The sequence below is a fragment of the Flavisolibacter tropicus genome, assembly GCF_001644645.1.
GTDB lineage: Bacteria > Bacteroidota > Bacteroidia > Chitinophagales > Chitinophagaceae > Flavisolibacter > Flavisolibacter tropicus.
This window is the reverse complement of record NZ_CP011390.1, coordinates 2557780-2573210: the sequence shown is the minus strand read 5'-3', so window position 1 is coordinate 2573210 and position 15431 is coordinate 2557780. Positions and strand designations below refer to the sequence as shown.

Annotated in this window: 10 protein-coding genes and 1 riboswitch; of the genes, 7 read left to right on the top strand and 3 right to left on the bottom strand. The window is 42.6% G+C overall.

Annotation, left to right across the window (positions count from 1 at the left end; genetic code table 11):
- The first annotated feature begins 35 nt into the window (after window positions 1-35).
- A riboswitch (Fluoride riboswitch) is annotated at window positions 36-103 on the top strand.
- A gap of 28 nt (window positions 104-131) precedes the next feature.
- The 5 genes from SY85_RS10740 (at window position 132) to SY85_RS10720 (ending at window position 6510) form a co-directional block, all read left to right on the top strand.
- Window positions 132-1499, top strand: coding sequence for a voltage-gated chloride channel family protein (locus tag SY85_RS10740; protein WP_066404342.1), 1368 nt, complete (start codon window positions 132-134; stop codon window positions 1497-1499).
- A 352-nt stretch (window positions 1500-1851) separates the two neighbouring features.
- Complete coding sequence (locus SY85_RS10735; RefSeq protein ID WP_148661160.1) at window positions 1852-2517, top strand: DUF6985 domain-containing protein; 666 nt, start codon at window positions 1852-1854, stop codon at window positions 2515-2517.
- Between the two features lie 217 nt (window positions 2518-2734).
- Window positions 2735-3835 (top strand): sensor histidine kinase, encoded by a 1101-nt coding sequence (locus SY85_RS10730; RefSeq protein ID WP_066404340.1) that lies wholly within the window; start codon window positions 2735-2737, stop codon window positions 3833-3835.
- Window positions 3814-4500 (top strand): response regulator, encoded by a 687-nt coding sequence (locus SY85_RS10725; protein ID WP_066404339.1) that lies wholly within the window; start codon window positions 3814-3816, stop codon window positions 4498-4500. Before SY85_RS10730 ends, SY85_RS10725 begins: the two co-directional genes overlap by 22 nt.
- A gap of 42 nt (window positions 4501-4542) precedes the next feature.
- Entirely contained in the window at window positions 4543-6510 is a 1968-nt protein-coding gene (locus SY85_RS10720) for a KUP/HAK/KT family potassium transporter (protein ID WP_066404338.1), read from the top strand.
- A 112-nt stretch (window positions 6511-6622) separates the two neighbouring features.
- Here the strand turns inward: SY85_RS10720 and SY85_RS10715 are convergent, their stop codons facing one another.
- A complete protein-coding gene (locus SY85_RS10715) occupies window positions 6623-7105 on the bottom strand; it encodes a GNAT family N-acetyltransferase (RefSeq protein WP_066404337.1) in 483 nt (160 codons plus the stop codon).
- Window positions 7106-7311: 206 nt separating this feature from the next.
- Between SY85_RS10715 and SY85_RS10710 the strand changes: the two genes are divergently transcribed.
- Window positions 7312-9771, top strand: coding sequence for a bifunctional YncE family protein/alkaline phosphatase family protein (locus tag SY85_RS10710; RefSeq protein ID WP_066409604.1), 2460 nt, complete (start codon window positions 7312-7314; stop codon window positions 9769-9771).
- 99 nt (window positions 9772-9870) lie between these two features.
- Here SY85_RS10710 and SY85_RS10705 read toward each other — a convergent pair whose 3' ends face one another.
- Both SY85_RS10705 and SY85_RS10700 read right to left on the bottom strand, forming a co-directional pair.
- A complete protein-coding gene (locus SY85_RS10705) occupies window positions 9871-10920 on the bottom strand; it encodes a phosphotransferase enzyme family protein (RefSeq protein WP_066404335.1) in 1050 nt (349 codons plus the stop codon).
- A 148-nt stretch (window positions 10921-11068) separates the two neighbouring features.
- On the bottom strand, window positions 11069-12430 hold the full coding sequence (locus SY85_RS10700) for a Gfo/Idh/MocA family protein (RefSeq protein WP_066404334.1): 1362 nt from the start codon (window positions 12428-12430) through the stop codon (window positions 11069-11071).
- A 406-nt stretch (window positions 12431-12836) separates the two neighbouring features.
- Here SY85_RS10700 and SY85_RS10695 point away from each other — a divergent pair, with 406 nt between their 5' ends.
- The gene (locus tag SY85_RS10695; RefSeq protein ID WP_066404333.1) at window positions 12837-15290 is read left to right on the top strand and encodes a PAS domain-containing protein; all 2454 of its coding nucleotides are present in this window, start codon (window positions 12837-12839) and stop codon (window positions 15288-15290) included.
- The last annotated feature ends 141 nt before the right edge of the window (window positions 15291-15431 follow it).

The window sequence follows — 15431 nt, the reverse complement described above, 5'->3', positions numbered from 1 at the left end:
CACATGGAGCAAGTAGGTATTAAACGTTATATTTGCTATATACAGGAAATGGTGTCTTCCTGCCCCAACCGCTTCTTCTAAAGCTAATGGCGCCTACAAGTAGCAAAATAGTAACCTTATTCTATTTGTAGATGAACAAGTATCGATACTCCTTTGAACATTTCAAGATCGCCCGTCACCTGCTTTATTGGACTGCACTTGTAGTGCCGGTTTCTATTGTTGTTGGCTCATTGGTGGCCTTATTTCTTTGGCTGCTGGACATGGCTACGGCTACCCGCTGGACACATCTTTGGCTGTTATTTTTACTGCCACTGGCTGGTATTTTTATCACTTACCTATACAAGGCCTTTGGCAAGAATGCAGAAGCAGGGAATAACCTGATCCTGGAGGAGATTCATAAACCCGGTGGAGGTATTCCCACCCGCATGACACCTTTTATCTTATTTTCTACCGTGCTTACGCATCTCTTTGGTGGGTCCGCTGGAAGAGAAGGCACGGCCGTGCAAATGGGTGGCAGCATGGCCTCGCTCTTTGCTAAGTGGTACCGATTGAAGAGTCGCGATAAGCGCATGCTGCTGATGTGTGGTATGGCGGCTGGGTTTGGTGCTGTATTTGGTACACCCGTAACAGGAGCTGTCTTTGCCTTAGAAGTACTTACTATTGGCCGCATTAAGTACGATGCCCTATTGCCCTGTTTTATAGCAAGCTTGCTTGCCGATATTGTTTGTTCCGCGTATGGCATTCATCATACCCGCTATAACATCTTGTTTAACGGTGATGCTACACAGTGGCTTCCCTTCATTCATTTTGACCTGCTGCTATTGGTAAAAGTGATTGTAGCCGGTGCGGCCTTTGGTGTAGTGGGATTTGTTTTCGCTGAGCTATCGCATGCGATCAAAGGTGCTACTACCCGGTATGTGCCTAACCGTTGGTTGATCCCTGTTATAGGTGCAGCACTTGTTATTGGTATTAGTTACCTGTTGAGCAGCTTTGACTACTTAGGCTTAGGTGTAACCAATCCAGTAGGTGGCGTGAGCATTGTATCTGCCTTTCAGGCTGGTGGCGCCGACACGTGGAGCTGGTTCTGGAAATTGTTGCTAACAGCCATTACACTCAATACAGGTTTTAAGGGTGGAGAGGTTACACCCCTGTTTTTTATAGGTGCCACGTTGGGCAACACATTAGCTATGATCAGTGGCGCGCCTGTAGATCTCTTTGCAGGGCTGGGGTTTATTGCCGTATTTGCCGGGGCTACCAATACGCCCATTGCCTGTACCTTAATGGGGGTTGAACTGTTTGGGGGCAACAATATAATTTACTATGCCGTGGCCTGCTTTACAGCGTATTATTTTAGTGGACACACGGGCATCTATGGCGCCCAACGCATGGCGGTTACTAAATTTCATCTGACCACCCCAACGGAAGACTCCTTAAAAGAAATCAAATCCAAACAAGCAAGTAATAATCGCAATCAAGGCCCACAAACAGGGAAGGCTTAGAATCTTTCTTCAAGCCTAGTTTGCCGGCATTGCCTTAGGCAATGCCAAGTGGTAGATATCCTGAATCGCTAAGCGGATTAGTTCCTTCTTAGAAGACAATATAAATCACGTATAGTTTCATTTTGTCAACGAAAATTACTTTGGTATTTGGCAGTCTCTGGTTTGCGAAGATTAAATGCAGGAAAGGCCCTGCTTAGACTATATTAAAAGCCATTCAATTCTAATTATCTTTAGATCAAACGTGAGTTGCAGCATCAGAGACTGTCTATATTTCCTTATGTTCACTCCGTTATGTATAAACCAATGATGATATTTTAACAAATAATTTCTCGTCAGACAAATGAGCAATGTAATGAACAGCATACCTAACATGCAGGCAGAAAATATCGGAAGTAAACTAAAGCCACTTTACATGATAAAAGGCTTTATAGAGCTGCCCTGCTGGAATGGTTACTATTTGAACGATGAAGCCTACAAAGGAAGAGAAGATAGAGTCATTACTGGCGGGCGAATTGTGCAATTTGTGGATGGTGAAATTGCCCCAGATAAGAGCCTGCATTTTTCAGCAGAACAAATCAATGCATATACCTATTTGATGAAACACCAGGAGGATATTAAGCACTCCATTGTGCAAGGGTTGAAAAGGGAATTTCCACGTTTGCTTTCAGATGAATATGCCTCCTGGGAACAGGAAGCTCCGCACTTTCCAAAACTCTCTGAAGAGCGGGAAGATTTTGACTTTCAAGATTATATTGGTCCTGAATCCATTAGTATAAGTGAGGATAGTAAAGATGAAGTGGCTTATATTAACTGGCAATTCAGATGTCGGTGGGACATAGAACATGGTTTTCAGGTTGTCACTCATAAGGACCGGGTAATAGAAATAGGACCGGACGTTGACATTTGGAACATCTATAAAGACAATGGTACTTATGAGCAGGAATTAAAAGCGTATAACGATAGAGTTAGTGTTTCCTGCCCACGTAAGCAAAAAAAATGGTGGCAATTTTGGTGGTGACAAGGCTAGGGTTTGGGTATAGAACTGTATTTATTCAATAGCCGTTGGTGCACTTGGTATAAAATGATTGTCCAAACACCAATCCTGACACGCAATACCTAAATCAAAACGATAGTATTGATTGTGCTTGTCTTTATAAAATCTTTATACCTGCCGTTCACCTTTTTATATCATCCTTACATTACACATTCTACTTTTGTAATGTGAATTGGATATCATGCCAGACCTTTTTATAAATAAGGTAAGCAGGCCTAAACAGTTTCTTCTAACTATCTTGTTGGTTTGCAGTGTTGCTAGTGTCTGTTACATCTTTTCTGCCTTCATGGGCTATAAGGTAGTGGCGTTGGTCTTATTGCTCACCATGTCAGTAATAGCCATCAGTTTTGATATACTACCTGTTCTCTTTGCAGCTTTGATGAGTGCGCTGATCTGGAACTTCTTCTTTATTCCACCGCGCTTTACCTTACATGTTTGGGCAACAGAGGATGTGATCCTTTTTATCATGTATTTTGTCATTGCACTGATCAACGCCGTGCTAACTTATAAGATCAGGCAAGTAGAAAAAGAAGCGCGTAAAAAAGAAGCAAGAGCCAATACGATCAAATTATATAACACGTTACTGAATTCGCTGTCTCACGAGCTGCGTACGCCCATTGCCACTATTGTTGGGGCTACTGATACACTTCAAAGTAGTAACCTGCACCTCTCTGCTGAAGACAAGGGCATTCTATTGGCTGAAATATCAAAAGCATCATTTCGGTTGAACCAGCAAGTGGAAAACCTGCTCAGTATGTCGCGTTTAGAATCGGGGTTTCTGCAACCCAAAAAAGACTGGTGCGATATTAACGAAGTGGTGTACCATGCCGTTAATCGAATTGAAGAAAATAAATGTACACAAGCCATTACCGTAGAAATCAATCCTGAATTACCACTTTTTAAACTGGACAAAGGCATGCTGGAGCAGGTGATTTATAACCTGTTAAGCAATGCTTGTTTATATACCCCCTGGAATAGTACTATCTATATAGTGGCTCAATGCCATGCAGATATACTGGAAATTGTTATTGAAGACAATGGAAAGGGTTTCCCCGCTGAAGAAATAGAAAAGGTGTTCAATAAGTTTTATCGATTGAAAAATACTCAAACAGGTGGCACGGGGCTGGGTCTTTCCATAGTGAAAGGCTTTACGGAAGCCATGGGAGGCGCCGTACGGTTAGACAATGTGCAGCCTAATGGCGCTCGCTTCACTATTACCATTCCAGCTGAAACAACACAGGTGAATAAAAACGATGAGCTATGGCTAAGACGGAAGTTTTGATCATTGACGATGAGGTGCAGATTCGTAAGCTCTTGCAAATTGCATTAGGGAGCAATGGTTATATCATCAACCAGGCAGCAACTGCCAAAGAAGGTTTGGCGCTGGCAGCTAACCATCCGCCCGATGCTGTGATCCTGGACCTGGGATTACCTGACGAAAACGGACATAGTGTGTTGCAAAAACTGCGGGAGTGGTTCACCAATCCTATTATTATTCTTTCGGTTCAAAATAGCGAAGAAGATATCATTAAGGCCTTAGACAATGGGGCCAATGACTATTTGACCAAACCCTTTCGTACAGGGGAGTTAATGGCTCGTATTCGTTCGGCGTTGAGAAGCTCTGTGCTGGAAGAAAATGTTCCTGTGATCCTCTGTGAAGATTTAGAGATTAACCTTCTGGAACGAACTGTACGCAAGAAAGGTGAACTGGTGAAACTTACGGCTACTGAATACGATTTGCTGGCACTATTTGTTCGTAATGAAGGGAAGGTGCTTACACATCAATATTTGCTACGTGATATCTGGGGACCGGGTTACATCAATCAGTCGCAATACTTACGGGTATTTGTAGCGCAGCTCCGCAAAAAGATTGAAACCGATCCTAACCGCCCTCAACTTATAATAACCGAATCGGGTATCGGTTATCGGTTTGTCTGTAAAGATTGATTGGCAATCGGAACCCTATTTTATTAACGTATAAAACTAAAAATGTCTACTACATATACTAAACTCTCAGCTGCAGGTCTTTTAATTGCGTTGGGCATTATTTACGGTGATATTGGTACCTCGCCACTGTACGTACTGAATGCAATTACAAGCGGTAAAGTGATTACGGAAGAATTAGTAGTGGGAGCGCTCTCCCTTATCATCTGGACACTTACACTGCAGACCACTATAAAATATGTCATTCTTACTTTACAAGCGGACAATAGGGGAGAAGGGGGTATCTTTTCCTTATATGCACTTGTACGTAGAAGACAAAGATGGCTGGTCTTACCAGCTATGATTGGGGGTGCTTCTCTCTTAGCCGATGGCATGATCACTCCCCCTATTTCGGTTACATCTGCTATTGAGGGTTTAAAGCAGGTGCCTGCGTTTGCCAGTATCACACAGTCAACCATTGTTTATATTGTTATTGGTATTCTTTCAGCCTTGTTTTTCATTCAGCAATTTGGAACCGCATTTATCGGAAAATTTTTTGGCCCTGTGATGTTAGTTTGGTTCCTGATGCTGGCCACTTTAGGCGTTATCCATTTTGCCGATGACCTGCACGTATTTAAAGCATTTAACCCCTATTACGGTATCAGGCTATTGACCCAGTATCATAATGGTTTTTACATTTTGGGAGGCGTGTTCTTATGTACAACTGGTGCAGAAGCACTTTATTCTGACCTGGGGCATTGTGGCAAATGGAATATTCGGTATTCCTGGATTTTTGTCAAAAGCTGTCTGATCTTGAATTACCTGGGGCAAGGTGCCTGGTTATTGAGTCATTATCACGGGCAACGAATTACGCCCGAAATGATATCGGTTGGCTTTAACCCTTTTTACGGCACAATGCCGGAATGGTTCTTATACTTCGGTATTGCTATTGCCACCTCTGCAGCCGTCATAGCCAGCCAGGCGTTGATCTCAGGTTCGTTTACACTTATTAGTGAGGCTATACGTCTGAATTTGTGGCCTAAGTTTAAAGTAGTGTATCCTACAGAAGCGCGTGGTCAGCTTTTTATTCCCGCCATCAACCTGATGCTATTTGTAGGTTGTTCAGGCATTGTATTGTATTTTAAAAAGGCCGCTAATATGGAAGCGGCTTATGGTCTGGCCATCACGCTTTGTATGATTGCCACTTCTATGTTGTTTGCTAATTACCTGGTGCTTCACCGGGTGAACAGGGCTTTTATTTATTTGTATTTAGCTGTTTACCTTACCATTGAGCTTAGTTTTTTAGGGGCTAATATGGACAAGTTTCCTCATGGTGGTTATGTGACCTTGATAGTAGGTGGCGCGCTATTCCTGGTTATGTATATCTGGTACAGGGCACGCAGGATCAAAAACCGTTATGTGGAGTTTGTACGCCTGGATCACTACATTCCTAAGATACAAGAACTTAGTAATGATCGCTCCATAACCAAGTATACTACCCACTTAGTGTATTTGACGAGTGCAGATAATCCTAAAGAAATTGAGCATAAGATCATCTACTCTATATTAAACCGGAAGCCTAAGCGGGCTGATATCTATTGGTTTGTACACGTAGATACACTGGATGATCCTTATACTTCGGAATACACAGTAGAACATATTATTCCCAACGACATTATCCGCGTAGAGTTCCGTTTAGGATTCCGTGTACAGCCGCGGATCAACCTGATGTTTCGCAAGGTGGTGGAAGACCTTGTAAAGAACCGTGAAGTAAATATTACAAGTCGCTATGAAAGTCAGGAGCGCAACAATGTGGTAGGTGATTTTCAGTTTATAGTAATGGAGAAGTACTTGAGTCAGGATAATGAACTGCCTATATTAGAACGCTTGGTCATGAAGTTCCACTTCTGGCTGAAAGATATCAGTTTGTCGGAGGAAAGGGGCTTTGGTTTAGATACAAGCAACGTTGTGATAGAAAAGTTCCCCTTGGTGGTTGCGCCTGTAAGAAATATTAAGCTGAAGCGTGTTTCGTAAACCTAATTATGTAATGTTTTAGGTTATAGCTATGTTTCTGCTAGTTTTAACGCTCTTGCAAAGGAAGTAGTGTGTGTATCTAAACAGTTAGATGGTATTCTACTGCTGCATTCTAGAACTTAATAATCATATCATGCCATACTTCTCCACCATGCACCGATTTTGATATTCCTAAATCAATAAAGCCAAATTTCTTGTAATAAGGAATTAGGTAATCTTTACAGGTTAGTGTAACTCCTGTGCGGTTTTGCTCTTTTGATTTTTCTATAAGATGATTGATCAGTTTCTCAGCATAGCCTTTCCTCCTAAATGCCGGTAAAACAGCTATTCCAAAAATCGATTGCCAGCTACCATTCTCGTTATGCAGGTCTGCATTCGCAAACATTTCATCAACTATGGTTTTATTGCTAGTTACCATTCCGTTTATAAACCCGATAAGTTGGCCTTCATCTTCCAGCAACCAAAAATGATTGGGAAACACCTGAAGTCTTTTTGAAAAAGAATCGAATGAAGCGGCTTCATTTGGCGGGAAACAAACCGTTTCAATTTGGTGTATGGATTCTAAATCGTCAAGTGTTGCATTCCTGAATTTCATAAGTTGCTTCGAAGTTTTACGAGTGGAGAGCATCAAAAAAGGGAGAACTGTCTACTTCAAAAATAACTCAATGTGATCATACTACTTCTTTACAGACAATAAAGTCAAACAGGTATCCTGTTTGTTAATAAAAACTTCATTTGCTCATACCTGTAAAATTGGCTACCTCTGTATCCTTCAATCGCCTTATATATCTTATGCATTACATGATTAAAAGGACTCTTGTAGTTTTAATTGCTTCCGCTTGTTCAATTACAGTCATCAAAGCGCAGCAGTCGCCTAAAAGTTTAGAGGAGCGCTTGTCAAAGGTTCGTGTCAGGTTGCCAAATGGGTGGCACCTTTCCCCCGCTGGCCGGTCATTGCCGTTAGGAGATCTTCCGCTCAACTTAGCATTGTCTCCTTCTAAAAAATGGCTCGCTGTAACTAATAACGGTCAGAGTGTACAAAGCCTTCAATTAATTAATGCGAAAGCAGAAAAGATTGTAGATAATGTTGTTATACCAAAGTCCTGGTACGGATTGAAATTTAGCTCCGATGAAAAGTTCTTGTATGCATCTGGTGGAAATGATAACTGGATATTACAATACGCCATAGAAAACAATAGGCTTCGTCTGACAGACAGTATTGTCTTGGGCAAGAAATGGCCAGTTAAAATATCACCTGCAGGAATTGATATTGATGATGCGGCAAAACGCATGTATGTAGTGACAAAAGAAAACAATTCTTTGTATGTAATTGACCTGCGTACAAAGGCTATTACACAACAACTGGCTTTAGGAAAAGAAGCTTATACCTGTTTGTTATCACCTAATAAGCGAGAGCTCTACATATCCTTGTGGGGCGGTGATAAAGTGTTGGTGTTTGATACTAAGGAAAATCGCATAATAAGTGAAATAGCAGTAGGAGACAACCCCAATGAGTTGTTATTAAATAAGAAGGGGACTTTCTTGTTTGTTGCCAATGCAAATGATAATAGTGTTTCGGTCATTGATATAAAGAGGCGTGTAGTAGTTGAAGTATTGAATACAGCGTTGTATCCAGATGCTCCGGCAGGGTCTACAACAAATGGGCTAGCACTATCGCAATCTGAAAAGCAGCTGTATGTGGCCAATGCTGATAATAATTGCCTGGCTATTTTTGATGTAGCAGTTCCTGGCCGTAGTTCATCAAAAGGATTTATTCCAGTGGGATGGTATCCGACCAATATTAAAGTGGTTGGGAAAAAAATATGGGTCACTAACGGTAAAGGGTTTTCCTCTTTTGCCAATCCGAATGGGCCCAATCCTGCCCGCCCTCAACAAAATGTAGCGCGCCACCAAGGTGATACCAATGCGCCCAAGGCGGTTGAATACATTGCTGGTTTACTGAAGGGAACCTTGTCGATCCTGGATGAACCAGACGACGCTTCCCTGGCCGTTTACTCCAAAGCTGTATATAAGAATACACCGTACTCGAAAGACAGCGAGTTGGTAGCACAGGGTGAGGCCGGTAATCCAATTCCCATGAAAGTAGGAGAGAAATCGCCCATCAAGCATGTATTTTATATTATCAAGGAAAATCGCACATATGATCAGGTGTTAGGCGATATGCCACAAGGTAATGGTGATACCAGCCTGGTTTTATTTGGTGAGCATATTACACCCAATCAGCATAAACTGGCAAGAGAATTTGTATTGCTGGATAATTTTTATGTAGATGGAGAAGTTAGTGCTGACGGTCATAACTGGAGTACTTCCGCACATGCCACTGACTTCTTAGAGAAGGACTGGCCAACTTCTTATGGCGGAAGGGGTGGAAGTTATCCCGGAGAAGGAAAACGTGAAATTGCTAATCCGAAAAAAGGATTCATTTGGGACTATGCAAAACGCGCTGGTGTCAGCTACCGTACGTATGGTGAATTTGCTGATGAGGGAAAGGCAAACATTCCTGTTCTGGAAGGACATTTTTGCCCTTACTATTCTGGTTACAACTTACAGGTCAGAGATACAACTCGCTTTAACCAATGGCAAAGAGAATTTGACTCATTGGTAGCAGTAGGTGCCGTACCGCAACTCAATACACTACGTTTTAGTAATAACCATACGGAAGGCTTGCGAAAAGGCCGACCTACACCTTTTGCCCATGTGGCTGATAATGATTGGGCGGTTGGTTTGTTTATGGAGCATTTGTCTAAAAGCCCTATCTGGAAAGAGTCAGTTGTCTTTATAGTAGAAGATGATGCGCAAAACGGACCGGATCATGTGGATGCGCACCGGACTACAGCTTTTGTGGCGGGTCCATTTGTAAAAAGAAACTTTGTGGATCACACCATGTATTCCACATCATCCATGTTGCGCACCATTGAATTGATTTTAGGCTTGCCGCCGATGAGTCAGTATGATGCTGCGGCAACACCAATGTGGCGGAGTTTTACAGTACTTACAGATGCAACATCTTTCAAGTCCTTGCCAGCAAACATTGATCTGAATAAAAGAAACGAGGTGAATACGGCTTCGGCTCGGTTAAGTGAAACCTTTGATTTTAGCAAAGAAGACCGGGTGCCTGATTTGATTTTTAGCCAAGTTATTTGGAAGGCTGTTAAAGGGGAAGAAAGTGTAATGCCGGTACCAAGGCGGAGCGCCTTTGTAAAGGTGACCAAGGAGGAAGACGCCGAGGATAACGATTAGCGGTGTTAACCAGCGATGTGATAAAAAAAGTAAATATACTTGCTGTCAAGTAAAATAGGTGCATTGATCAGCTACAAACGTTAGCGATTGACAAGTTTATTAAATGTAAGTCGCTAACGTTTTTTCTTTTTCCATCAGTCTTTGTAATAACACCATTTGATTTCGTGCACGAACAAGATTGTGCTCTGGATACTTAGCACCGTAATACGCATCATTATTCAAGTAGTCCGTTAGAAAGCGGATGGCTTGCATGTAGATCATGAATTTTCCGGAATAGAAGAAGTGTTGCTTTTCTTTTCCCGTCAGTTCATCCTTCATCTCTTCGTAATAACCTTTTACAATAGCCTGGTAGAAATCATCTCGCACTTCTATTTTGTCAACGTCTTTCTCTTCTTCACTAACAGGTGAAAGATAGGTGCGCATCATATCGCCCACATCACTGATAAAGTAGCCGGGCATTACTGTGTCTAGGTCTATGACGCAAATGCCATGATCTTGTGCATCAAACAATACATTACTGATCTTGGTATCGTGATGGGTTACCCTTTGTTTGAACGCTGGGTCTGTTGTTATTTGTTTATATGTACTGGTAATGTCTGCGTTTGAAATGGTAAAATCAATGAGCGTTTTTGCTTCTTTAATGCGATGTGAATTCCCGTTTTTTAATGCGGTTAGAAACTGCTGGTAACGCAGGTCCAGATCATGAAAGCCCGGGATAGTGGTTTTTAGTTGACTGATATCTATTCCATTCAAAAGTTGTGTAAACCTACCAAACTGCGTAGCGGCCTGGTAAGCCTGTTCTGGAGTTTCTACTACATCTTTAGAATGTGAGCCAGCTACAAAAGGGAACATGCGAAAATAGCCTTCATCCAGGTATTCCATTTCATTACGATTTTTTGTGCTTACAGGCGCAACAAAGAGATACTCGGGATGTTTTTCCTTAAGATAGTTGGCAATCCGTTTTGTATTATAAGCTATAGCCGAAGGGTCTTTGAAAACAGCATGGTTGACTCGCTGTAATATATAATCCTTTTCTGGAGTAATGACTTTCCATGTATGATTGATAAGGCCGCTCCCAAAGGGAATGATCTGGGTTGTTTCTTCAACTAATCCAAATTGGGATAGTACGGCTTGTGACAAACGACTCATGCTATTGTTTTTCGTGATGGTGGACTGCATTATGTTCTTTAGTTCACGAGTTCACCTGTTCGTTTCTTGGAGCTTTTAAACTTGTAAACAGGTGAACTCGTGAATGCTATAAAAAGATCATTCACCACTTTCTATTTACCCTTGCTCTTTAAAACTCATTGGTAAGGGCAAATACTGGTTTGCGGTACATCCACTGGCCGCCGGTAAAGTCGGGGAATTCCACGGTTTCATTTCCCAGTTCAATGGATTTTTCGCTCAATGGGGTGATGGCACTCCAGGCAGCGGCATCGTAGACATCCATGGGTGTTGGCACCTTTCGTTTGATGGATTCAATAAACGAATGAATCACAAAAAAGTCCATTCCTCCATGGCCAGCGCCGGCTGTTTCTTTGCTCCATTTGGCCCATAGCGGATGGTCGTACTTGTCCAGCCATACTTTGGCATCATCCCACTGGTGTGGTTTGGCGGATTGTCCTTCAATGTAAATCCCTTTATTTACATCCATCCATATGCCATTGGTACCCTGTACCCGGAAACCTAATGAATAGGGGCGGGGAAGGTTGGTGTCGTGTTGCAGGAGGATCGTTTCGCCACCGGCACAATTAATTTGGGTAGTCACAATATCACCCAGTTTGAAATTGACCCTGGCATTGGGATGGTTTTCACCGCCGCCTTTAACAATATGATTATGCAGGCCTCTGGCTTTCGTGCTAAAAGAGTTTAAGGTTAGAAAGCGGTTGCCGCGGTTGATGTTGATATACTGTGCAATAGGGCCGATACCATGGGTGGGGTAAAGGTCACCATTGCGGTGCACCGAGTGCTCGGTTCGCCAACGGGCTTCCGAAAACCCTTTTTCACCAAACTCCACACCATGGCCATATGGATTTACGCCATCGTTGAACTTCACCTCGCGCAGGTCGTGCTGGTAGCCACCCTGTAGGTGAATGAGTTCGCCAAACAATCCCTGGCGAACCATATTTAAAACCGCCATTACATCGCGGCGATAACAAACGTTCTCCAGCATCATGACGTGGGCATTGTGCTTTTCTGCGGCCTTCACCACATCCCAGTGATCTTGAAGGGTGATGCCCAGTATCACTTCTGTAGCTACATATTTAATTCCGGCCTCTAAGGATCCAATAATCATGGGCTTGTGCCACTCCCAGGGGGTAGCAATGAGGACACCATCCAGTCCACCTTTGCGTTCCAGCAGTTTTTTCCAGGCCTCTGTACTGCCGGTGTAAACCTCCGGCATTTTTTTACCTGACTTTGTAATGGCTTCTTTAGCCATCGAAAGCATGCGCTCATCAATATCGCAGATGGCTACCACATCAACATCATTTCTGTTTAAAAGAAGATCCAGGTGATTTTGCCCTCTTAGGCCCACTCCGATAATTGCTATTTTCAGTTTGGTATCAGCAGCACCCTGTGCAAACAGGTTCATGCCAGGGGAAAGCATCAGAGAAGCAGCCGCCAGGCTAGTGGACTTTACAAATTCTTTTCTATTCATGGGTATGTTTGTTGAGTGTTTTAATAAAGAACAGCGTCTAAGAGGTAATGTTAGGTATTAAACTCTTTCAAAAATAAATTTTGTTTAGCGTCTTCCAGTGAAGTTAAAATTCATGCGCATTAGACAAGAAGCATTAGACTCCATTTGGTTAAAGTCACTGGTTCCCTAGAGCTGCTTTCCTTGCTGAGTCATTTTAGTTTTAGTAAACAAAAAAAGAGTGTTGGCGGGGAAACAATAGCTTATAAATTGTTGTTGCAGCATCAGTAGTGTATTGGAAAATCACACCCTCAACCTTGTAAAGTCGAAACATGCACACAATAAATAAGTTTGTCTTTTTATCCTGTTGCGGATAAAAATGGCTTATGTTTAGTTTTGAATTAATCCCTTGACCACAAACAACATGATAATGGACAACGTGCGGCCTTTGGCTTTTTTGGGTGATGGCGGAGAAATGGGTGCCCTGATGCGAAAAAAAGACTGGAACACTACCGTGGTAGGTACCCCAGACACCTGGCCACAAAGTCTACGTACGTCAGTAAATCTGTTATTAAACTCCCAGTTCCCCATGTTTGTTTGGTGGGGAAAGGATCTAACCACTTTTTATAACGATTCCTACCGCATCATTGCCGGTGAAAAACATCCTGACCTATTGGGTAAATCTGGACGTAAAGGCTGGGCTGAAATCTGGAAGGACTTGTCTCCGCTAGTCGATTCAGTGTTTAGTGGTAAAGCTACCTGGTCAGACGATCAATTACTATATATCAACCGCCATGGTTATATTGAAGAAACCTATTTTACCTTTTCTTATAGTCCTATTTTGGATGAGTCTGGTTCAGTTGGCGGCTTGTTTTGTGCCTGTATTGAAACGACTGAAAAAGTACTGGCCTCTCGTAAGGTTCAACAAAGTGAACGCCATTTGCGCGCTACTATTTTGCAATCGCCGGTAGCCATGAGTATTCTAAAAGGGCCTTCTTTTGTAGTAGAAATTGCCAATGAACGCATTTGCGAACTTTGGGGCCACAGTCAGGAAGAGGTGCTGCACAGACCCGTTTTTGATGCGTTGCCTGAAGTTCGCCACCAAGGGCTAGAGGAACTGCTGTTGCAAGTTTATACTACAGGGCAAGCCTTTACTGCCAGCGAACGGCCTGTGCAGCTACTCCGGCAAGGCAAGATGGAAACCTTTTACCTCAATTTTGTTTATGAGCCGTTTAGGGAAGCAGATGGTACTATCTCTGGTATTTTAGCTGTAGGTACTGATGTTACAGAACAGGTAGTGGCCCGCCGAAAAGTAGAAGAAAGCGAAGCTACTCTACAACAACGCGTGGCGGAAAGAACGGCCGATCTGGAAGAGCAGAAAACATTTATGGCTAACGTTCTGGAGTCTTCTATGGACGGGATCTATGCCCTAAAGGCTGTACGGAACGCAGTAGGAGAGATTACCGATTTTAAATACCTGTTTGTTAATAATCACATAGCCCAATTGCTTAATCGAAAAGTGCAGGAGGTAATAGGTTCAAATATGCTTGCTTTGATTCCTGAAAATAGGAGTAATGGCTTTTTTGAATTGTTCTGCAAACTTTTGAAAACAGGTGAAACTTTCCGAGATGAAACCCATTTTGTTGCCCAGAACATAGACAATTGGTACAGGTATGTCATTGTTCCAATTGATAAGGATACTGTAGTGGTTTCTACAGAAGACATTACAGAAAAAAAAGCGGCTTCTATTCAAATGGAAGAGCAGCGGAACCTATTAGATAATATATTGAAAAACTCGTCTAACGGTATTTCTGTAAGTCGTATTTGCCGGGATGATAATGGCAAAGTAATAGACGCCATCACCATTCTGGCCAATGATGCAGCCATCAAATATATTGGGTTGCCAAAAGAGTTTTATTTGTCAAAGCGAGCCACTGAAATAGAGCCCCATATTATTGATTCAGCCTACTACCAGATGTGTGTAAAAACGCTACAAACAGGCGAGCCCTTTATGACCCAATACCAGATGGAGTCTACAGGCAGGTGGTTGGAGCTGACCGTTTCTAAGCTGGATGATGATCACCTGATACATGTTTTTACAGATGTGACACCTATTAAGGAAGCACAATTGCAGTTAGAACGGACAGTGGAAGACCTGCGGCGATCAAACAAAAACCTGGAAGAATTTGCCTATGCCGCATCGCATGACCTGAAAGAACCTACCCGTAAGATCCATGTTTTTGCAGACCGCCTAAAGGCTAGCCTAGGAGAGCGACTGACCGAAAATGAAAAGCAGTATCTCCAGCGTATGGAGTTAGCCTCTAAGCGCATGAGTACACTCATCGATGATCTGTTGACGTATTCAGAGGTTAGTCAAAGCGCTATTTTGGCGGAAACGGTAGATATGAATCAGTTGATGGAACAAGTACTCAATGACCTGGATCTTCAAATTGAACAAAAAAAGGCCACTATCAATGTAGAGCAGCTATTTACCATTACTGGTCATCGACGCCAGTTGCAGCAGGCCTTTCAGAACCTGATCGGCAATGCCTTAAAATATAGCAGGCCCAATGTGTCACCAGTCATAAACATCCAGTGCAAGCAGGTGAAAGGCAGTGATGCCGGTTTGCAACTTAATGGGGAAGAACAATCCAAAAACTACTACCAGGTAACGGTCAAGGATAATGGCATTGGTTTTGAGCAGGCTGATGCCGAGCGTATTTTTAATGTCTTTACTCGCCTGCATGGTATGGCCGAATACAAGGGCACTGGTGTGGGGCTCTCCATCGTACGTAAGGTGATTGAAAACCATAATGGGTTTATATGGGCAGAAAGCCAACCAGGTGAAGGCGCTACTTTTAAGATATTGCTGCCTGTTGCGTAAAACGAGTGGCTAAGATTACTTACTAAACTATTGTACTGATAAATGAGCTGCCGTAATTGTTAGAATCAAGGGAATCACTAGTAACTTAATTAACTTATTTTTCTTTCCTGCTATTTCCAAAGGGCTGGCTCCTGTGTGGTT